This is a genomic window from Nioella nitratireducens (assembly GCF_001879715.1).
GTDB classification, from domain to species: domain Bacteria; phylum Pseudomonadota; class Alphaproteobacteria; order Rhodobacterales; family Rhodobacteraceae; genus Nioella; species Nioella nitratireducens.
Genome location: NZ_MNBW01000002.1, coordinates 233144 through 251331, shown reverse-complemented (window position 1 = coordinate 251331; position 18188 = coordinate 233144). Strand labels below are relative to the sequence as shown.

The 18188-nt window shown below is 64.5% G+C and carries 19 protein-coding genes; 9 read left to right on the top strand and 10 right to left on the bottom strand.

What is annotated here, in order from left to right; translation table 11 throughout:
* The first annotated feature begins 12 nt into the window (after window positions 1-12).
* A complete protein-coding gene (locus tag BKY27_RS02735; protein WP_071672891.1) occupies window positions 13-408 on the top strand; it encodes a F0F1 ATP synthase subunit epsilon in 396 nt (131 codons plus the stop codon).
* A gap of 138 nt (window positions 409-546) precedes the next feature.
* Window positions 547-897, top strand: coding sequence for an H-type lectin domain-containing protein (locus tag BKY27_RS02730; RefSeq protein ID WP_071672890.1), 351 nt, complete (start codon window positions 547-549; stop codon window positions 895-897).
* 241 nt (window positions 898-1138) lie between these two features.
* Here the strand turns inward: BKY27_RS02730 and BKY27_RS02725 are convergent, their stop codons facing one another.
* Window positions 1139-2155, bottom strand: a complete 1017-nt coding sequence (locus BKY27_RS02725; RefSeq protein ID WP_071672889.1) for a ribose-phosphate pyrophosphokinase — start codon at window positions 2153-2155, stop codon at window positions 1139-1141.
* A gap of 92 nt (window positions 2156-2247) precedes the next feature.
* Between BKY27_RS02725 and BKY27_RS02720 the strand changes: the two genes are divergently transcribed.
* Both BKY27_RS02720 and BKY27_RS02715 read left to right on the top strand, forming a co-directional pair.
* Window positions 2248-2847 carry a 2-hydroxychromene-2-carboxylate isomerase gene (locus BKY27_RS02720; protein ID WP_071672888.1) on the top strand — a complete coding sequence of 200 codons (600 nt, stop codon included), beginning with the start codon at window positions 2248-2250 and terminating at the stop codon, window positions 2845-2847.
* Window positions 2844-3623, top strand: a complete 780-nt coding sequence (locus BKY27_RS02715) for an alpha/beta fold hydrolase (protein ID WP_071672887.1) — start codon at window positions 2844-2846, stop codon at window positions 3621-3623. Before BKY27_RS02720 ends, BKY27_RS02715 begins: the two co-directional genes overlap by 4 nt.
* Before the next feature lie 31 nt (window positions 3624-3654).
* Here the strand turns inward: BKY27_RS02715 and BKY27_RS02710 are convergent, their stop codons facing one another.
* From BKY27_RS02710 to BKY27_RS02675, 8 genes are all read right to left on the bottom strand, one after another.
* Window positions 3655-4707 (bottom strand): threonine aldolase family protein, encoded by a 1053-nt coding sequence (locus BKY27_RS02710; RefSeq protein ID WP_071672886.1) that lies wholly within the window; start codon window positions 4705-4707, stop codon window positions 3655-3657.
* The gene (locus BKY27_RS02705; RefSeq protein WP_407668405.1) at window positions 4704-5156 is read right to left on the bottom strand and encodes a YcgN family cysteine cluster protein; all 453 of its coding nucleotides are present in this window, start codon (window positions 5154-5156) and stop codon (window positions 4704-4706) included. Before BKY27_RS02705 ends, BKY27_RS02710 begins: the two co-directional genes overlap by 4 nt.
* Window positions 5153-6082 carry a bifunctional riboflavin kinase/FAD synthetase gene (locus BKY27_RS02700; RefSeq protein WP_071672885.1) on the bottom strand — a complete coding sequence of 310 codons (930 nt, stop codon included), beginning with the start codon at window positions 6080-6082 and terminating at the stop codon, window positions 5153-5155. Before BKY27_RS02700 ends, BKY27_RS02705 begins: the two co-directional genes overlap by 4 nt.
* Before the next feature lie 64 nt (window positions 6083-6146).
* Window positions 6147-6590 carry a MaoC family dehydratase gene (locus BKY27_RS02695; RefSeq protein WP_071672950.1) on the bottom strand — a complete coding sequence of 148 codons (444 nt, stop codon included), beginning with the start codon at window positions 6588-6590 and terminating at the stop codon, window positions 6147-6149.
* Between the two features lie 116 nt (window positions 6591-6706).
* Window positions 6707-7579 (bottom strand): TIGR01459 family HAD-type hydrolase, encoded by an 873-nt coding sequence (locus BKY27_RS02690; RefSeq protein WP_071672884.1) that lies wholly within the window; start codon window positions 7577-7579, stop codon window positions 6707-6709.
* Window positions 7580-7899: 320 nt separating this feature from the next.
* On the bottom strand, window positions 7900-9858 hold the full coding sequence (locus BKY27_RS02685) for a bifunctional 2',3'-cyclic-nucleotide 2'-phosphodiesterase/3'-nucleotidase (RefSeq protein ID WP_071672883.1): 1959 nt from the start codon (window positions 9856-9858) through the stop codon (window positions 7900-7902).
* 224 nt (window positions 9859-10082) lie between these two features.
* Complete coding sequence (locus BKY27_RS02680) at window positions 10083-10802, bottom strand: outer membrane protein (RefSeq protein WP_071672882.1); 720 nt, start codon at window positions 10800-10802, stop codon at window positions 10083-10085.
* A gap of 354 nt (window positions 10803-11156) precedes the next feature.
* Window positions 11157-12080: a manganese-dependent inorganic pyrophosphatase gene (locus BKY27_RS02675; protein WP_071672949.1), complete on the bottom strand. Its 924-nt coding sequence runs from the start codon at window positions 12078-12080 to the stop codon at window positions 11157-11159.
* Between the two features lie 220 nt (window positions 12081-12300).
* Between BKY27_RS02675 and BKY27_RS02670 the strand changes: the two genes are divergently transcribed.
* The 5 genes from BKY27_RS02670 to BKY27_RS02650 all read left to right on the top strand — a co-directional run bounded on the left by BKY27_RS02670 (window position 12301) and on the right by BKY27_RS02650 (window position 17708).
* Complete coding sequence (locus BKY27_RS02670; RefSeq protein WP_071672881.1) at window positions 12301-12588, top strand: co-chaperone GroES; 288 nt, start codon at window positions 12301-12303, stop codon at window positions 12586-12588.
* Window positions 12589-12636: 48 nt separating this feature from the next.
* Window positions 12637-14280, top strand: coding sequence for a chaperonin GroEL (gene groL, locus BKY27_RS02665; RefSeq protein WP_071672880.1), 1644 nt, complete (start codon window positions 12637-12639; stop codon window positions 14278-14280).
* 146 nt (window positions 14281-14426) lie between these two features.
* The gene (locus BKY27_RS02660) at window positions 14427-15578 is read left to right on the top strand and encodes a hypothetical protein (protein WP_084667824.1); all 1152 of its coding nucleotides are present in this window, start codon (window positions 14427-14429) and stop codon (window positions 15576-15578) included.
* Between the two features lie 45 nt (window positions 15579-15623).
* Window positions 15624-16763 (top strand): alpha-D-ribose 1-methylphosphonate 5-triphosphate diphosphatase, encoded by a 1140-nt coding sequence (locus BKY27_RS02655; RefSeq protein WP_071672879.1) that lies wholly within the window; start codon window positions 15624-15626, stop codon window positions 16761-16763.
* 75 nt (window positions 16764-16838) lie between these two features.
* Window positions 16839-17708: a DMT family transporter gene (locus BKY27_RS02650; RefSeq protein WP_071672878.1), complete on the top strand. Its 870-nt coding sequence runs from the start codon at window positions 16839-16841 to the stop codon at window positions 17706-17708.
* On the opposite strand, the gene BKY27_RS02645 is transcribed toward BKY27_RS02650, so the two are convergent.
* Entirely contained in the window at window positions 17678-18118 is a 441-nt protein-coding gene (locus BKY27_RS02645) for an NUDIX domain-containing protein (protein ID WP_071672877.1), read from the bottom strand. The two genes, BKY27_RS02650 and BKY27_RS02645, sit on opposite strands and share 31 nt — an antisense overlap.
* Window positions 18119-18188 lie beyond the last annotated feature (70 nt).

Below are 18188 nucleotides of genomic sequence, written 5' to 3'. Positions count from 1 at the left end.
GGAGGAGCCGTAATGGCCGATATGATGCAATTCGACCTCGTGTCGCCGGAGAAGAGGCTGGCCTCTTTCGAGGCGTCCGCGGTCCAGATTCCGGGCGCTGATGGCGACCTGACGGCCATGGCGGGGCACGCCCCCGTCATCACCACGCTCCGACCGGGCGTGGTGCGGGTGCAGTCGGCCGAAGGCGACAAGGACTATGTCGTGACCTCGGGCTTCGTCGAAGTCACCGCAAGTTCTGTCTCGGTGATTGCCGAGCGCGCCCATGCCGGCGACCAGATCTCCAAGGACGATCTGACCGACGTGTTGGCGGACGCGCGTGCGCATGCTGCCAAGGCCGAGGGCGAAAGCAAGGACGGTGCCGAAAAATTCGTCGCCGACCTCGTCCAGCTTCTGGAAGACATGGAATAATCTGCACCGCGCAGATGATCTGACAAACGCCCCGCAGCCTGCTGCGGGGCGTTTTGTATTCTGGAAACCGGCTGTATTTCTGCGTAATCCTGCCCCAATGCCAATTCAGACTAGGCCGGGGCGGAACGGGAAGACCAGATGAAGACGATCAGAAACGGACTGGTGGGCGTCGATCAGGGCAGTGTGCTGATGTTTGACGACTACGACACGGGCGGAGAGATGTGGACAGGAGAGGGCAACCGGCAGGTCTGGCACCCGATCCGGTTCGGCCAGCGGTTTCGCGTGCCGCCGGCGGTCCATGTTTCGGTCACCATGTGGGACATGTCGTCCGGGTCGAACCAGCGGGCCGATATCACGGCGACCAACGTCCGCAAGGATGGGTTCGAACTGGTCTTCAAGACGTGGGAAGACACCCAGATCGCCCGGCTGCGCGCCGATTGGATGGCGATTGGTGAACTCTTTTTCGAAGATGACTGGGACGTGCCCTGAAGCGCCCAACCCACAGCTTGTTCTGGTTTCGACGGCAAAGGCCCGGACATGGGGGCCCGTCTTGGCAGCTTCCGGGATGCGCAAACATTCGTGGCGGCGCAACCAAGGATATCCAGGAGAAAACCGCCACCAGCCTTGAGCCGGGGCCTTTTGCACGGCACGGTCGCCCCGGCTCAAGACCGGGGCGATTGTCTTTGTGGTAACGTGCGATACAGGCTGTCGATGGACCCGGACAGTGCCCTCAGCCGCGCGAATACATGCCTTCGTAGATCGGCGCGAGCGTTTCGTCCTGGAACAGGGACGAGACCGAGGTGCCGCTCCATGTATTCAGGATAGCTTGCGCGAACATCGGCGCGGTCGGCACGATGCGGATATTCTCGGCAGCCTTGGTGGCCTCGGTCGCCTGGATCGAGTCGGTGATGACCAGCGATTTCAGAACCGATTTGGTCACCCGCTCGATGGCCGGACCAGACAGGACGCCATGCGAGATATAGGCGTGCACCTCGGTCGCCCCATGCTCCATCAGCACTTCGGCCGCCTTGCACAGCGTTCCGGCCGTGTCGCACATGTCATCGACGATGATGCATTTCTTGCCCTCGACACTGCCGATCACCGTCATCTCGGCCACTTCTCCGGGGCGTTCGCGGCGCTTGTCCACGATCGAAAGCGGGGCGTTGATGCGCTTGGCCAGTTCGCGGGCGCGGGCCACGCCGCCGACGTCGGGCGAAATCACCATGATGTCGTCCATCTGGTCGCGGAAATGGTGCATGATGTCCAACGCAAAGATCGGTGCGGCGTAGAGGTTGTCGACGGGAATGTCGAAAAAGCCCTGGATCTGGGTGGCGTGCAGGTCAAGCGTCAGGACGCGCTCGATGCCTGCGCCGACCAGCATGTTGGCCACCAGCTTGGCGGTGATCGGTGTGCGCGCCTTGGTGCGTCGGTCCTGCCGTGCATATCCGAAATACGGGATCACGGCGGTGATGCGCGCAGCGGAAGAGCGGCGCAGCGCGTCGGCCATGATCAAAAGCTCCATCAGGTTGTCATTGGCCGGGTTCGATGTCGACTGGATGATGAACATGTCTTCGCCGCGCACGTTCTCGTAGACCTCGACGAAAATCTCGGCATCGTTGAACCGCTCGACACGGGCATCGACCAACCCCATGGACAGGCCGCGATGCAGGGTCATGCGGCGGGCAATCGCCTGCGCAAGCGGTTGGTTGGAATTGCCGGAAATCAGCTTGGGATCAGTGGCGGCCATGGCAGCTTTCTTTCGAGTCTTCTGGTTATGGGGGCGTTGACACCCCCTAGCATCCGGCTACGGTCCGGAAAAGTCCAAAGGAATGCGCGATAATGGCCCAGATCGACTACTATTTCTCCACGCTGTCCCCGTTCACCTACTTGGCAGGCACCCGGTTGGAAGAGATCGCGGCGCGCCGCGGCGCGGATGTGACCTATAAACCGATGGACATCATGACGTTGTTCACCCGCACCGGTGGCGTCGCCCCCAAGGACCGCCACCCCGCCCGCATGGCCTATCGCGCGCAGGAATTGCGCCGGGGGCAGTTGAAATCCGGTCTGCCGCTGAACATCAAGCCGATGTTCTGGCCCACCAACCCCGCGCCGTCGTCTTACGCGATCATCACCGCGCAACAATCCGGCGACGGCGATCTGGGAGGGCTGGTGCATGGTATCCTGCGCGCGGTGTGGTCCGAGGAGAAGGACATTGCCGAAAGCGATGTGATCCGCACGGAGCTGGAGGATAACGGGTTCGACCCGGATCTGGCCGACAAGGGGATGCTGTCGGCAGCCGAAGAATATGCCCGCAACCTCGAAGAGGCCGTGGCGGCCAATGTGTTTGGCGCGCCCTTTTATGTGGTGGACGGGGCCGAGACCTTTTGGGGCCATGACCGGCTCGACGATCTCGACCTGTTTCTGTCCGGCAAGCTGTGAGCGGATTCGCCCGTCACTGGGGGCAGGACGGCGACCGTCCTGTCCTGATGCTGCACTGCTCGCTTGCCCATTCCGGCGCGTGGGAGGGCATGGTTCGGGCGCTTGGCCCCGGCTTGCGGATTACGGCCCCCGACATTCTCGGCCACGGGCGCGCGCCCGATATCGACCTGACGAAAGACCTGCATGACCAGTGCTATGAGGCGATCCTGCCGCATCTGCCCGAGGGACGGTTTGATGCGGTTGGCCACAGTTTCGGCGCGACGCTGGCGCTGCGATTGGCCGTGGACATGCCGGAGCGCATCCGCAGCCTGATACTGATCGAACCGGTGCTGTTTGCCGCGGCGAAGGGCAGCGGCGCCCTGTCGGCCTATCGCGACCAGATGGCGACCTTCGATCGGCTGTTTTCCGAGGGGCGAATCGAGGATGCCACGCGGGAATTCCTGCGGTTGTGGGGGGCAGGTGGCGGGCTGGATGCCATGCCTGAGGGGCAACAGCGCTACATGATCGACCGCATCCGCTTTGTCGCGGCCTCGAACGCCGCGCTGTTTGAGGACAGCGCCGGGCTGGTGCCTCGTCTTGCAGAGGTGCGGGGGCCTGTGCTGTTGGTAGACGGGGCCGAACGGCTGCCGATCACCGCCGCGGTGCTGGATCGGATGGCGGCAAAGATGCCGGACACGGTGCGGCTTACAGTCGAAGGCGCCGGGCACATGGTGCCGATCACCCATCCCCGCCCGGTGGCAGAGGCGTTGATCCGGCTGCTTGCGCAAGCCGCGTAGGGCGCGCGCGCTCCGTCTGCGTCTTCTGGCGCTACCCCCGGAATAGCGCCAGAAGCCGCTGCACTGTCGCGCTTTCGCAAGACCAATCGCAGACGAAACGGCAGCGGATGGTTTCATCCTCTGGCCCGTCCAGCGAGGCATTGAAGGGGAACAGGTAGTATTTCGCCCCGGCCTCCATCGCGCGCTTGTGTGCGCCACGCGGGATATGGGCGAAGATCATGTTGCCTGCCGGTTCGGCCTCGAGCCGCGCGCCGGGCAGCGCCTTGATGCCCGCCGCCAGTTCCGCCGCCGCCGCGTTGGCCTGTTCGGCCAGCCGCAGCCACAACCCGTCGGTTACATAGGCCTCCATCTGGGCAGAAAGGAACCGGTGCTTGGAAAACAGATGCGCGCCCCGTTTGCGGCGCAGTTCCAGTTCCCACGCTTGGGCGGGGTCGAAAAACACCACCGCCTCGACGCCGAGGCAGCCGTTCTTGGTGCCGCCGAAGCTGACGGCATCAATGCCCGCTTTCCACGTCATCTCGGCCGGGGTGCAGCCAAGCGATGCGCAGGCATTGGCGAAGCGAGCCCCGTCGAGATGGGTCTTGAGCCCGTAGGACTTGGCCACATCGGTGACAGCGCGGATTTCGTCCAGCGTGTAGGCCGTGCCGATTTCCGTGATGTTGGTGATCGAGACCGGGCCGCGCTGGACACCGTGCACGCCCTTGTCGCCAGTGGCGAGGATCGCAGCGTCCAGAGTGGCCGGGTCCATCTTGCCGTCAGGCCCGTCCACCAGCACCAGCTTGGCCCCGCCGGTGTAGAACTCGGGCGCGCCGCATTCGTCCTCTTCCGCGTGGGCGATGCGATGAACGAAGACCCCGTCCCACGGGTTGGCCAGTGTCGCCAGCGCGAGGGAATTGGCCGCGGTGCCGGTCGCCACCAGATGCACGCTGGCCTCGGGCGCGTCGAACAGGTCGCGGATCTTCTGGGTCACGCCCGGCATGATCGCGTCATTGCCATACGGCATTTCGTAGCCCGTATTGGCCCGCAGGATGGCGTCCATAACCTCGGGCGCGGCCGGCCCGGTGTTGTCAGAGGCAAAGATCATGTTCCCGGCTCCTCGATGATGTAATCTTCCCAGTCTTCCTCGGGCACTTCGAATTCGGGCACTGTTATGCCCCGCATCGAAATGCCTGCCTTGTGCACGCTGTCGGGATCGCCCGAGATTAGCGGATGCCAGTGATACAGCGGCTTGCCTTCGTGGCGCAGGCGATAGGCGCAGGTTTCCGGCATGAAATAGGCCACGTCGCCCATGGTCTCGGGCGTCAGCTGGATGCATTCGGGAACCAGCGTCTTGCGGATGTCATACTGCCCGCAGCGGCAGGTTTCATCGTCCAGCAGGCGGCAGGCGACGCGGGTCAGGGCGACCTCGCCGGTCTCGTCGTCTTCCAGTTTGTTCAGGCAGCATTTGCCGCAGCCGTCGCAGAGCGCTTCCCATTCCTCGGGCGTCAGGCGGGTCAGCGGCAGGGTCCAGAACTCTCGGCGCAGCTTGGTCACGACAGAGCCTTCAAGAGGGTGCGGGCCACGTCGCTGTCGGCATCCATCTGGGTGATCAGCGCGTCAAGCCCGTCGAAATTCATCTCGGGGCGCAGGTAGTCGACCAAGGCCACGGACAGGTCGCAGCCATAGAGATCGCCCGCGAAATCGAACAGGAAGGTTTCAAGATTCGGGACATGGCCGTCGAACATCGGTCGAACCCCGAGCGAGGCGACCCCATGATAGCGCCCCACATGGGCGCCATCGCGGACCTCGATCAGCACCGCGTAGACGCCGAGCTTGGGCAGGTGCAGCCCGTCCAGGTTCATGTTGGCCGTGGGATAGCCCAGTTGCCGACCCCGCTTTTCGCCATGCACGACGGGGCCTTCGATCCGGTGCCAATGGCCCAGCATCTGTGCCGCATCACGCGGGCGGCCTTCGGACAGGGCGTTGCGGATATTGGTCGAGGAAATCGCGCCAAGGTCGCCATGCAGGATCGGCACCACATCGACCGCGAAGCCAAAGCGCTGGCCGAAATCCACCAGCATTTCCGTCGTGCCGGCACGGCCCTTGCCGAAGCAGAAATCCGCGCCCACGATCACCCGGTTCAGGCCAAGCCCGTCGGCCAGCACATCGCGCGCGAATTCTTCGGCGGTCAGCCCGGCGAGCGCGGCGTTGAAAGGCAATTCATAGAGGATATCGACCCCCAGCTTTTCCAGCCGATGGGCCCGTGCCTCGGCATTCATCAGTCGGAAGGGGGCCGTATCGCGGGCGAAAAACTCGCGCGGATGCGGCTCGAACGTCAGGATACCAAGGGGCAGACCATCGACGCGGGCGCGGTCGATCACATGCTGATGGCCCAGATGCACGCCGTCGAAATTGCCGATGGCGGCCGAGGCACCCCGGTCGTCGGGCAAGGCATATTGATAGTCGCGCAGAATTCTCATTCGGCAGGCTTAGCCGTCCCTCAAGGGGAGGGCAAGCGGCCCTCTGTTCCGGCGGTCGGTGGGGTCAGTCGAATTTCCGCGACGGGGCGAGAACGGTGGCCTCGCCTTTCAGCACCGGCTTGCCGTCGATCGTGCACCGGGTGTCCAACGTGACGCGGCGCTTGGCGATGTCCATATCCGTCACCTCGACCTCGGCGCGGACCATGTCGCCGGGCCGCACGGGCGCGAGGAATTTCAGGCTCTGGCCCAGATAGACGGTGCCGTGGCCGGGCAATTGTTCGCCGATCACGGCCGAGATCAGGCCGGCCGTCAGCATGCCGTGGGCGATCCGGCCCTCGAAAATCGTGTCCTGCGCGTAGGTGTCGTCCAGATGCACCGGGTTGCGGTCGGTCGAGACCTCGGCAAACAGCTCGATATCCCGGTCGGTGACCTGCTTCATCAGGTGTCGGGTCATGCCGATCTCGATATCTTCGATACAGATCGTCCCGCGGGGGAAATTGTCGAGCATATCCGGATCCTCATTGGTCATCTTGCCGGTTTCATAGCTGAAATCCAGCAATGCTGCAATGCAGAAGTAAGATAGTTCCGAAAATTACCCCGTTAATAGCAATTATGTTGCTTTGGCTATCGCAGGAAGCCAATGGAATAAGTGGCCTCAATTTGCGCGTCGGCGAGGGTTTGGGCCAGTTTTTCCGGGTCCGGCTGATCGGTGGTGCCGGTTTCAGCGCGGGACAGGCCGCCGGTGATGAAGAGCGAGTCGATGGCTTCGCCCTGCGCGCCGAGGATATCGGTCTTGAGGCCGTCGCCCACGGCGAGGATGCGTTCGGGCGGGCAATCGACCCCGATCTGGGCCAGTCGCATTCGGGCCAGCTCGTAGATCGGGGCGTGCGGTTTGCCGAAATAGAGGCTCTCGCCGCCCATCTCGGTATAGAGCTGCGCCAGCGCGCCCGCGCACCATTCACGGGTGTCGCCGCGATCGACGACGATGTCGGGGTTCGCGCAGAGGAGCTTGAGGTTTTTCTGCTTTGCATACAAGAACTTGCCGCGCATCTCGGAGGGGTCAGCGGTGGGGTCTTCGGGGCCGGTGCAGACGATGCCTTCGGCGTCTTCCAACGGCACTTGCGTGATCTCGACCTGCTCTTCGATCACGTCCATGGGGGCGAAGAAGCTTTGGTCATGGGGCTGGCCGATGAACCAGACCTTGTGGCCCACCATCCCGCGCAGCATGGCGGCGCGGGCGCTGTCGCCGGAACTGGCGATACTGTCCCAGCAATCACGCGGCACGCCGATTTTTTCCAATTGTTTCTCGACACTTGCGCGGGGGCGGGGGGAGTTCGTCAGGAGCAGGACCATGCCGCCCTTGGCCTTGAATTCCCGCAGCGCCTCGACCGCATCGGCAAAGGGCGAATAGCCGTCATGCAGGCAGCCCCAGAGGTCGCAATAAAGCACGTCGTAGCGGTCGGAAATCTCGGACAATGCGCGGATGATCTGGGTCATTTGGGGCGGCTCCTTTGCTGTGCCGATGCCTTACGGGAGCGGGCGAGAGATGGGAAGAGGCGGGCCGCGTCCGGGCCGAAATGGCCTGTCGCCGGGCGTGCACCCCCCGTACACCCCCTGTACACCCCCCGTACATATGAAAGACGGCTTTGCCCTGGCCCGAGGAGGGGCGGTCGCACAGGTGGGAATGGTCCGGCGCCGGGTCGGGCTGAGGCGCCGACCGAGAGGGTGGGATGCCTCCGGCGGGAGTATTTTTGCCAAGAAGAAGGACGGGCGCGCGCGGGATGGGGAGGCGCTGCGGCGCCTCCCCCTTGTCCGGGTCACAGCGTGATGCGGAACCGGGCGAAGCCGTCGGGGCCGTCGCCCGCCGGTTCGATCGCCACGCCCTCGACACTGTCAGCATAGGCTGCGGCGCCGGGGCCGGTGTCGAACAGCACCGTGGTGCCGGGCAGGGGGGCGAAGGTCCAGTTGGCATCGGCCTGCGGGTCGATGGTGCCTTGTTCGACGATATAGCGCACGATCACGTCGCGGTTGGTGTCGGGGCCTTCGAAGATCACCGTATCGCCCATGGCGCCGGGGAAGCTGCCGCCGCCGCCCGCGCGATAGTTGTTGGTGGCGATCACGAATTGCATTTCGGGCGTCACCGGCTGGCCCTGATAGCTGAGGTTCACGATGCGGCTTGCCTCGGGGTTCATCAACTCCCCCGAAGACGAGAAGCGCGAGGGCTGGGAAAGGTCGATCTGGTAGGTCACGCCGTCGATCACGTCGAAATTGTAGGACGGGAAATCGGGGTTGAGCAGAACCTGATCCTGTTCACCGGGCGCGACCTGATTGAACATGCCCGCCGAGCGTTCGAGCCAGCCTTGCAGTTGCGCACCATTCACCAGAACGGCGCGCACGGTGTTGGGGTAGAGGTAGAGGTCGGCCACGTTCTTGATGGCGACGGGGCCTACCGGCACCTCGGTGTAGTATTCCGGGCCACCCCGGCCCCCGGCCTTGAACGGCGCGGCGGCAGAGAGGATCGGCAGACTCTCATATTCGGTGCCCGCCATCATCTGCTCGATATACCAAGTCTGGGCGTTGGAAACGATCTGCACCGAAGGGTCGTCGGCCACCAGCGCGAAATAGCTGTGCAGCGGCGCGGCGGTCTGTCCCACGGCGCGGCGGACATAGGCCAGTGTCGCGTCATGCTCGGTCTGGACCGAGGCCTCGACCGCCGGGACGCTGTCCACCAGCGGGGTGATGGAGCGGTCTTCTTCGCGGCGGTAGATCGGGCGCGCCTCGGTCGAATGGGCGGCGATGCGCCATTCATTGCCATCGCGTTCCAGCATCAGGTCGATCAGGCCCATATGGCTGCCCCAGAAGCCGCCCATGGTGGCGGGCTTGCCCATGATGGTGCCGGCGGCGGCATCGACGCCGGGGGTGTCGGCATAGTCGGGGCCGGGGAAGACGCGGTGATGGTGGCCGGTCAGGATCGCGTCGATGCCTTCGACGGCGGCGAGCGGGATCGAGGCGTTTTCCTGCCCGTCGATATGATCGGCGGCGCCGATGCCGGAGTGGCTGAGCGCGATGATCAGGTCGGCGCCCTCTTCCTTCATCTGCGGCACATAGGCCTGTGCGGTCGAGACGATGTCACGCGCCATGACGTTGCCATCGAGGTGTTGGCGGTCCCAGTTCATGATCTGGGGCGGCACGAAGCCAATGAGGCCGATGCGGATCGGGTGGGTCTGACCGGCGCCGTCCGTTACCTCGTGGTCGAGGATCACGTAGGGGCGCAGCAGGGTTTGATCTTCGCGCGGGGAGGCGCCCATTTCCGTGACGACATTGGCGCAGACCACGGGGAAATTCGACCCCGCGATCGAGTTGAGCAGGAAGGTGAGGCCGTAGTTGAATTCGTGATTGCCGAGGGTCGATGCGGCATAGCCAAGTGTGTTCATGGCGGTGATGACGGGGTGCGCGTCGCCTTCGGCCATGCCGCGTTCATAGGCGATGTAGTCGCCCATCGGGTTGCCTTGCAGGAAGTCGCCGTTGTCCAGCAGCATCGAGTTGGTCGATTCCGCGCGGATGCCGTCGATCAGCGATGCGGTGCGGGCAAGGCCGACCGTGTCGACCGGGCGGTCGCTGTAGTAATCATAGGGAAAGACATGCACATGCAGGTCGGTGGTTTCCATGATGCGCAGATGCGCCTGACCGGCCTGGGCGTTGGCCGAAAACGGGTGCAGCGCGATGAAACTGGCGGTGCCGGCGAGGAAGGCGCGGCGGTCGAGAATGAGGGACATGGGTGCGGTCTCCGGAGCTGTTATTCGGGGTGAATAACCGGGGAGTGTGACACCGATTTGATCTTTCGGTTAAATATTTTGCATCGGCGTTGGGGTATCGGCAGGAAACAGCGGGGGCGGCCCGATAGGCCGCCCCACGACGCGTTACGTTGTGCCACGCCGGGCGACCCGTGGAGGGCGCGACGACGGGAGGCGGTGGCAGGTTTGCGTTGCCACCGGTCCGATCAGAACTGCATCCGAACGCCGACGCGAAGGGCGTGCTGAGTCACGTCAACCGGCATGGTGACAGCGGGGAAGGTGGGCGCGAGGGTGCCGCTGGCGGTGCCGAAATCGGTGTAGCGGTATTCGACACGCATGGTGGTGCTGTCGGACAACCGGACATCGACGCCGACACCGGCGGTCCAGCCGTTCATCTGCTCGGAATAGCCGCCGCCCGGTGGCACCGGGACAGAGGGGCCGCCGAGGAAATCGAACTCGCCCACGGCCCAACCGGCCGTGGCATAGTAGAGAGCAGGGCGAGAGCCGAGGTCGCCGGCATAGCCGACGACGGCGCGCACGGACCCTTGCCAGTTGCCGTCAATCACGCCCTGCGAAGTGGCGCCGGTGTTGTTGACGAAGCTGCCGGAGTAATCGGAGAAGTCCATATCGACCTCGCCACCCCAGACGACATTGCCCGACTGCACCGCATAGCCGAGGAAGCCGCCCAACAGCAAACCGGTGGGGTCGGAATCGTCCGTCGGTGCGGCGTTGCTGAAACTGTGGGACGCAGAGCCCATGGCGTAGCCGACGGTCAGACCGCCGTACAAACCGCTCCAGTCAGTCACCGGTGCCGGAGCCGGTGCCACAACGACGGGATCGGGGCTGGGTTGGGCCATGCCGTCCGCGTGGGCCATGGTGGCCGAGGCGGCAATGGCGATCAGGCTGGTGGTGAGTTTCCACTGCATAGAAATATCCCCCTATTTGTCGCGGGTGGCAGCCCGCTGAGTGGCCATCTTAACGATGGTTAACGCATCCTAAAGATGGTTAACGCATCGGCACATTACGAGGGGGCGCAGGGGGCTGCGTTGATGAAGATCAAGGAATGTTGTTTGGAAAGCACAGTCCTTGGTCCGGTGTCGGGTCCGCCAATAGGGCCAAAGCAAACAGGGCGGCCCCGAGAGGCCGCCCTTCAGACTGTCCGATCCCTGTTGCGTCCGGGAGCGCGTTGCGGTCTTTCGCAATCACGCCCCCGGCTCTAACCTGTTGACGTCGCATGTCCGAAGAGCGCAAAACCGGGTCCCACTTTTGCGCGACATGCTCTAGACGGCGAGGTTCGGGATGATCTGTTTCTTGCGCGATACGACGCCGGGCAGGACCACCGAGTCGGCGTCACCGACCACGGTCGAAAAGCTTTTCTCGGCCACGGATTTCACCAGCGCGTTGGGCACCAGCAGGGTCGATTCCTCGTTCAGGATGTCGACGACGAAGAGCAGCACCTGATCGACGCCGTCTTCCTCGGCCACTTTCGGCATGGTGGCGACAAGGCTGTCCTTGCGCGACAGCACGGTCGCGGGCGAGGTGGTTTCCAGAACCGAGACGCGGAACTTGGTGCCGCCGACCTCGTAGGCCTTGGAGTCCATGCGCAGCAGCTCGGCATCCGAGAAGGAGGATACGTCGGATTTGGCAGCGAACATTTCGGCGGCATAGTCGCTGACGTTCACACCCAGGTCGGCGGCCAGCGCCTCGACCACTTCCCGGTCGCGCGGCGTGGTGGTCGGCGAGCGGAATTCCAGCGTGTCGGAGATGATGCAGGAGAGCGCCGCGCCCTTGATGGCGGTGGGCATTCCGGCCACGTCGTCGCCGATCAGGTCATACATGATGGTGGCGGTGCAGGCGACGGGGCGGATGGTGATGTCGATCGGGCCCTTGGTTTCCAGCCCGCCGACCAGTTTGTGATGGTCGATGATGGCCTGAATGTCGGCGTCGTTGATCGCGTCCGGCAGTTCGGCAGGGTTGTTGGTGTCGACGATGACCACCGGCGCGCCGGCCTCGACCCCGTCGATGATGCGGGGCTTGGGCAGATCCCATTTTTCCAACATGTAGGCGGCTTCGGTGTTGGGCTCGCCCAGCAGGGCGGCCTCGGCCGGGGTGCCTTTCACCTCGTTCAGATACCATGCCCAGATGAGGGGTGAGCCGGTGGAGTCGGTGTCGGGGGATTTGTGGCCGAATACAAGCGTGGTCATGTCGGGCATCCATTCATCGGAGACGGGAAATCGCGGCCCTTTTAGCGGGGGGATCGGCGCTTGTCACGGGGCAGCGAGTCGCGGCGCGCGGGGCGTGTAAATTTCTTTCGGGGCAGTTGTTGACAGGGTTTGGACGCCTCCTTATCTACAGCTCGTTATCACTCACTACCAGCGAGTGCTAACGTGGGAGAAACAAACGAACCGAAGGAGTGTTCGCAAGATGGCATTCACACCGCTGCATGACCGTGTGCTCGTCGAGCGCGTCGAAAGCGACGAGAAAACCGCAGGCGGGTTGATCATCCCCGACAGCGCGAAAGAAAAGCCGGCCGAGGGCATGGTTGTCTCCGTTGGCGCAGGCGCCAAGGACGACTCTGGCAACCGTATCGCCATTGACGTCAAAGCTGGCGACAAGGTGCTGTTCGGCAAGTGGTCCGGCACAGAAGTGACCGTCGACGGCAAAGAACTGCTGATCATGAAGGAAAGCGACATTCTCGGCATTATCGCCTGAGATCGCGCGCCACCTCACGATTAAGAACACTGGATAGGAGCAAGCTCAATGGCTGCTAAGGACGTCAAGTTCAACACCGATGCCCGCAACCGTATGCTGAAGGGTGTCAACATCCTCGCCGACGCGGTGAAGGTGACCCTCGGCCCCAAGGGCCGCAACGTCGTGATCGACAAATCCTTCGGTGCCCCGCGCATCACCAAAGACGGTGTGACCGTGGCGAAGGAAATCGAACTGGAAGACAAGTTCGAGAACATGGGCGCGCAGATGGTGAAGGAAGTCGCTTCCCGCACCAACGATGAGGCCGGCGACGGCACCACCACCGCGACCGTTCTGGCACAAGCCATCGTCAAGGAAGGCATGAAGCAGGTTGCTGCTGGCCTGAACCCGATGGACCTCAAGCGCGGCATCGACCTGGCCGTGACCAACGTGATCGAATCGATCAAAGCCTCGGCTCGCCCGGTCAACGACTCGGCTGAAGTCGCACAGGTCGGCACCATCTCGGCCAACGGCGAAGCCGAGATCGGCCGCCAGATCGCCGACGCGATGCAGAAGGTCGGCAATGACGGCGTTATCACCGTCGAAGAGAACAAGGGCCTTGAGACCGAGACCGAAGTTGTCGAAGGCATGCAGTTCGACCGTGGCTACCTGTCGCCCTACTTCGTGACCAACCCCGACAAGATGATCGCAGAGCTGGACGACTGCCTGATCCTGCTGCACGAGAAGAAGCTCTCGTCGTTGCAGCCGATGGTGCCGCTGCTTGAGCAGGTCATCCAGTCGCAAAAACCGCTGCTGATCATTGCCGAGGACGTGGAAGGCGAAGCGCTGGCGACCCTCGTGGTCAACAAGTTGCGCGGTGGCCTGAAAATCGCGGCTGTCAAGGCACCGGGCTTCGGCGACCGCCGCAAGGCCATGCTTCAGGACATCGCGATCCTGACCGGCGGTCAGGTGATCTCGGAAGACCTGGGCATGAAGCTCGAGTCCGTGACCATGGACATGCTGGGCTCGGCCAAGAAGGTTCAGATCACCAAGGACGAAACCACCATCGTCGACGGCGCTGGCGAGAAGGCCGAGATCGAAGCCCGCGTGGCGCAGATCCGTGGCCAGATCGAGGAAACCAGCTCGGACTACGACAAAGAGAAGCTGCAAGAGCGTGTTGCCAAGCTGGCAGGCGGTGTTGCCGTGATCCGCGTCGGTGGCATGACCGAAGTGGAAGTGAAAGAGCGCAAGGACCGCGTTGATGACGCGCTGAACGCGACCCGCGCGGCCGTTCAGGAAGGCATCGTTGTCGGTGGCGGCGTTGCTCTGGTCCAGGGGGCCAAAGGTCTCGAAGGGCTGGAAGGCGCAAACTCCGACCAGAACGCCGGTATCGCTATAGTACGCCGCGCTCTGGAAGCCCCGCTGCGCCAGATCGCAGAAAACGCCGGCGTCGACGGCGCTGTTGTCGCGGGCAAGATCCGCGAATCGAGCGACCTGGCCTTTGGCTTCAACGCGCAGACCGAAGAATATGGCGACATGTTCAAGTTCGGCGTGATCGACCCGGCCAAAGTGGTTCGCACCGCTCTGGAAGATGCGGCCTCGGTTGCCTCGCTGCTGATCACCACCGAAGCCATGGTGGCCGACATTCCGCAGAAGGAAGGCGCTGGCGCCGGTGGCGGCATGCCTGACATGGGCGGCATGGGCGGCATGATGTAATCTGCCGGTCCACAGGACGTCTGGAAAGGGCTCGCCTTGCGCGGGCCCTTTTCTTTTGCGGCACCCTGATGTGGCCCGTCATTGCGCCGCAACGATGAGGCCCCATATTGGGGGCAGAGTTCAGACATGTATTTGGGGCGACATCCATGCGTATCTTTCGCGGTTTCCTGACCGGTTTCATGATGGCCCTGGCCGGGGCGACCCCGCTGGCGGCGCAGGGATCGGACGAGGACGAGGCCCGGACGCTGTTCGGTGGCGACCGGTTCATCGCCGGGTCCGATGTGGCGGCGGATCAAGAGACCGAGGGCGATCTGTTCATCGCGGGCGAACGGGTGGCCGTGGCCGCCTCGGTCGCGGGCTCGGCCCATATGGCGGGTCGGCGGCTGACGGTATCGGCGCCGGTGCAGGGCAACCTTTATGCGGCGGGCTATTCCCTGCGACTGGTGGCCCCGGTCGGCGGAGCCGTGACCGCGACGGGGGCAGAGTTGACCCTGAGCGCGCCCATCGGCGGCAACCTGCGGGCCAGCGGCTGGGATGTGCGGCTGGAGGGGCCTGTTTCGGGCGCGGCCCTGTTGGCGGGCGACACCGTCAGCCTGAATGCGGGGGTCGAAGGTGATGTCGCCATTTCGGCCAGCACGCTGGAATTCGGCCAAGAGGCGCGGGTCACGGGCCAGTTGACGATCTATAGCGATGATCCCGACAGCATCTCGGTGCCGGGCTTCGTCGCGCCCGAGGGACGGGTCGTGATCCGCGAGTCGCGTGATTTCGCCGCCCATGACGGGGCCGAGTGGGGCATGACGACCGAGCGAAGCCTGGGCGCGCAGATCGCCGGGTTCTTGTTGAAGGTGATCATCGTCGCGGCACTGGCCTTGGGCCTTGCCGCGCTGATGCCCGACCGAGTGTCGGAGTGGCGCGCGCGCTGTGCCGAGCATCCGGGCCAAAGCCTGTGGTCGGGGTTTCTGGGTATCTCGACACTGGTCGGGGCCGGGGTCGTGGCCTGCATCACGCTGATTGGCATTGTGCTGTTGCCAGCGGCGGTGCTGTTGGCGGGGATCGCCATGGCGCTGGGCTATGTCTTTTCGACTTTCGCGCTTGGGGCCGTGCTGTGGCGCAGCCTTGGGCAATCGGACCCGGCAACGCTGGCGGCCCGTGGCGGAGTGGCGCTGATCGGGGCGCTGGTGGCGGCCTTGGTCGGGCTGATCCCGTTCCTTGGCTGGCTTTTCGTGTTGGCGCTTGGCTTTGCCGGGTTTGGCGCGGCGTTGCGCACATGGCGGCACCGGCGGCAGGTGGCCTACTGAGCCAAGGCCCTTTTCTTTCGGGCCGGGATTGGGCACAGAGCGGCCATGACGCTGCCGCCCCTCACCCTTGCCAATGCCCGTGTTCTGCGCCCTGACGGCTTTTGCGCGGCACCTTTGCCCCTGGCGGAAGGCCGGGTGGCGGGGCAGGTGGCGGGGCGCGCGATCGACCTGACGGGCTATATGATCCTGCCGGGCCTGATTGACCTGCACGGCGACGGGTTTGAACGTCACGTCGCCCCGCGCCGGGGCGCGCAGAGCGATATCGGACCGGGGCTGGAGGCGCTGGATACGGACTTGGCTGCCAATGGCATTACCACCGCCGTGTTGGCGCAGTTTTTCAGCTGGGAAGGCGGGATGCGCGGCCCGGAGTTCGCCGAGGCCGTCGCGCGTGCGCTGTCCGAGGTGCCGACGATCACCGACATGCGGATTCAACTGCGGTTGGAGATCAACCTGATCGACCGCTACCCGCAAGCGCTGGACCTGATCCGACGGGCCGGGATCGGCTATGTCGTCTTCAACGATCATCTGCCGCACAAGCATCTGGCCGCGGGTAAACGCCCGCCGCGCCTGACCGGGCAGGCGCTGAAAAGCGGACGCTCGCCCGAGTCGCATTGGCAATTGCTGCGAGAGTTGCACGCGCGGTGCGGCGAGGTGCCCGAGCGGTTGGCAGAATTGGCCGCAACCTTGCAGTCGGACGGCGTGCGCCTTGGCAGCCATGACGATCAGACAGGCGAAGATCGCGCCCGGTTCCGCGCGCTTGGGGCGCGGATCGCGGAATTTCCCGAAACGCTGACAGCGGCGGCGGCAGCCCATGCCGGGGGCGACCCGGTGCTGATGGGTGCGCCCAATGTTGTGCGGGGCGGGTCGCATGACAAGAAGGTATCGGCGTGTGACGTGATCGCGGCGGGCCATTGCGATGCGCTGGTCTCGGACTATCACTACCCGACCCTGCGGCAGGCGGCCTTTGCGCTGGCCGATCGCGGGATCCTGCCCTTTGCCGAGGCGTGGGCGCTGGTGTCGTCGCGTCCCGCAGCGGTCATGGGATGGACCGACCGGGGCCATCTGGATACCGGGGCGCGGGCCGATCTGGTGATCGTGGAAGAGGCCACGCGGCGGGTCGCGGCGACCATCGCGGGCGGGCAGATCAGCCATCTGGCTGGGCCGATGGCAACACGATTTCTTTAGAGGACGTGTGTCTCGGGCGGCTTGCCTTCCGGGCGCGGCTGCGCTGTTGTGGCCGGGTTCTCGAAAGGAGACGCCATGCGCCTTGTCGCCCTGACTGCCCTGACCATGCTGGCCTTTGCCGCCAATTCCCTGCTGAACCGGATGGCGCTGGCGGGCGGCGACATTGACGCGACGGGCTTTGCCATCGTCCGCGTCGCCTCGGGCGCGGCGGTGCTGGTCGTGCTGAGCCTTGTCCAGCGCCGGGGCCTGCCGATCCTAGCGCCGGGGCGGATCGTGGGGGCGCTGTCGCTGGTGCTGTATCTGATGGGATTTTCCATCGCCTATATCCGGCTGGATGCCGGGTTGGGGGCGCTGATCCTGTTCGGGATGGTGCAGATCACCATGTTCGCCGGGGCCGTGATCGCGCGCGACACGGTGGCGCCTGCCCGTTGGATCGGGTCGGGCGTGGCGCTGGTGGGGCTTGGCTGGCTGGTCTCGCCCGCCGGTGCGCTGAGCGTGCCGCCGTTTGGCGCGGCGGTGATGGCGCTGGCCGGGATCGGTTGGGGGCTTTATTCGCTGGTCGGGCGCAAGGCGGGCGATCCGCTGGCGGCGACTGCGGCGAATTTCCTACTGGCCGCACCGGTCTGCCTGATCCTGCCGATGGTGCTGCCGACGCAGATGGGGGCGATGCCGATGACCGCCCGCGGGATCGGTCTGGCCTGTGTCTCGGGCGCTGTGACCTCGGGTCTGGGCTATGCGCTGTGGTATAGCCTGTTGCCGCGGCTGGAGACTGCCGTGGCCGGGCTGGTGCAACTATCGGTGCCGGTGATTGCCCTTGTGGGGGGCGTGCTGCTGTTGGGCGAAACCGCCACGCCGCGGCTGGTGCTGGCAGCGGCGATCGTGCTGGGGGGCATTGCCTTTGGGCTGCTCGCGCCTCAGCGCAGGATGGGTTCGAGCGGGTCGTAGAGAATCCCCTCGCCCCAAGCGGCATCTGCGAGGCTGTCGGGTTTGACCTTGAGCCCCGCCATGTCCGCGCGTGCGAAGAGGCGCCGGTAACTGACCACGCCGGCCGGATCGCGCCACGTGTCGTCGAGCGTGCCCGCGACGAGGGTGCACCGGAAATAGAGATCGACCTGATGAAAGCCGCTGTCGGGGTCATGGAATTCGTTGACCAGACAGGGGTCGCCCACGGCGACGGTCATGCCGGTTTCCTCGTGAAACTCGCGCTTGAGATTGTCGGGCAGCGAGGCCCCGCGTTCGACGCCACCGCCGGGCGCGCACCAAAGCCCGCCCCGGTGGTCGGGCCAAGCGTTGACCAGTAGCAGGCGATTGTCGATCAGCAGGAGGCCGCGGACGGCAAGACGGGGACGTTGCATGGCGCGACGTTGCCCGCGATGCCAAGGGGATGCAAGGTCAGGATTGGATTACCCGCGACCGTCCCTATGT

Bases quoted from the DNA above. Each gene is read 5' to 3' on its own strand.
- BKY27_RS02735 (WP_071672891.1), top strand. From the start codon at position 13: ATGGCCGATATGATGCAATTCGACCTCGTGTCGCCGGAGAAGAGGCTG.
- BKY27_RS02730 (WP_071672890.1), top strand. From the start codon at position 547: ATGAAGACGATCAGAAACGGACTGGTGGGCGTCGATCAGGGCAGTGTG.
- BKY27_RS02725 (WP_071672889.1), bottom strand. From the start codon at position 2,155: ATGGCCGCCACTGATCCCAAGCTGATTTCCGGCAATTCCAACCAACCG.
- BKY27_RS02720 (WP_071672888.1), top strand. From the start codon at position 2,248: ATGGCCCAGATCGACTACTATTTCTCCACGCTGTCCCCGTTCACCTAC.
- BKY27_RS02710 (WP_071672886.1), bottom strand. From the start codon at position 4,707: ATGATCTTTGCCTCTGACAACACCGGGCCGGCCGCGCCCGAGGTTATG.
- BKY27_RS02700 (WP_071672885.1), bottom strand. From the start codon at position 6,082: ATGAGAATTCTGCGCGACTATCAATATGCCTTGCCCGACGACCGGGGT.
- BKY27_RS02695 (WP_071672950.1), bottom strand. From the start codon at position 6,590: ATGCTCGACAATTTCCCCCGCGGGACGATCTGTATCGAAGATATCGAG.
- BKY27_RS02690 (WP_071672884.1), bottom strand. From the start codon at position 7,579: ATGACCCAGATCATCCGCGCATTGTCCGAGATTTCCGACCGCTACGAC.
- BKY27_RS02685 (WP_071672883.1), bottom strand. From the start codon at position 9,858: ATGTCCCTCATTCTCGACCGCCGCGCCTTCCTCGCCGGCACCGCCAGT.
- BKY27_RS02680 (WP_071672882.1), bottom strand. From the start codon at position 10,802: ATGCAGTGGAAACTCACCACCAGCCTGATCGCCATTGCCGCCTCGGCC.
- BKY27_RS02675 (WP_071672949.1), bottom strand. From the start codon at position 12,080: ATGACCACGCTTGTATTCGGCCACAAATCCCCCGACACCGACTCCACC.
- BKY27_RS02670 (WP_071672881.1), top strand. From the start codon at position 12,301: ATGGCATTCACACCGCTGCATGACCGTGTGCTCGTCGAGCGCGTCGAA.
- groL (WP_071672880.1), top strand. From the start codon at position 12,637: ATGGCTGCTAAGGACGTCAAGTTCAACACCGATGCCCGCAACCGTATG.
- BKY27_RS02660 (WP_084667824.1), top strand. From the start codon at position 14,427: ATGCGTATCTTTCGCGGTTTCCTGACCGGTTTCATGATGGCCCTGGCC.
- BKY27_RS02655 (WP_071672879.1), top strand. From the start codon at position 15,624: ATGACGCTGCCGCCCCTCACCCTTGCCAATGCCCGTGTTCTGCGCCCT.
- BKY27_RS02650 (WP_071672878.1), top strand. From the start codon at position 16,839: ATGCGCCTTGTCGCCCTGACTGCCCTGACCATGCTGGCCTTTGCCGCC.
- BKY27_RS02645 (WP_071672877.1), bottom strand. From the start codon at position 18,118: ATGCAACGTCCCCGTCTTGCCGTCCGCGGCCTCCTGCTGATCGACAAT.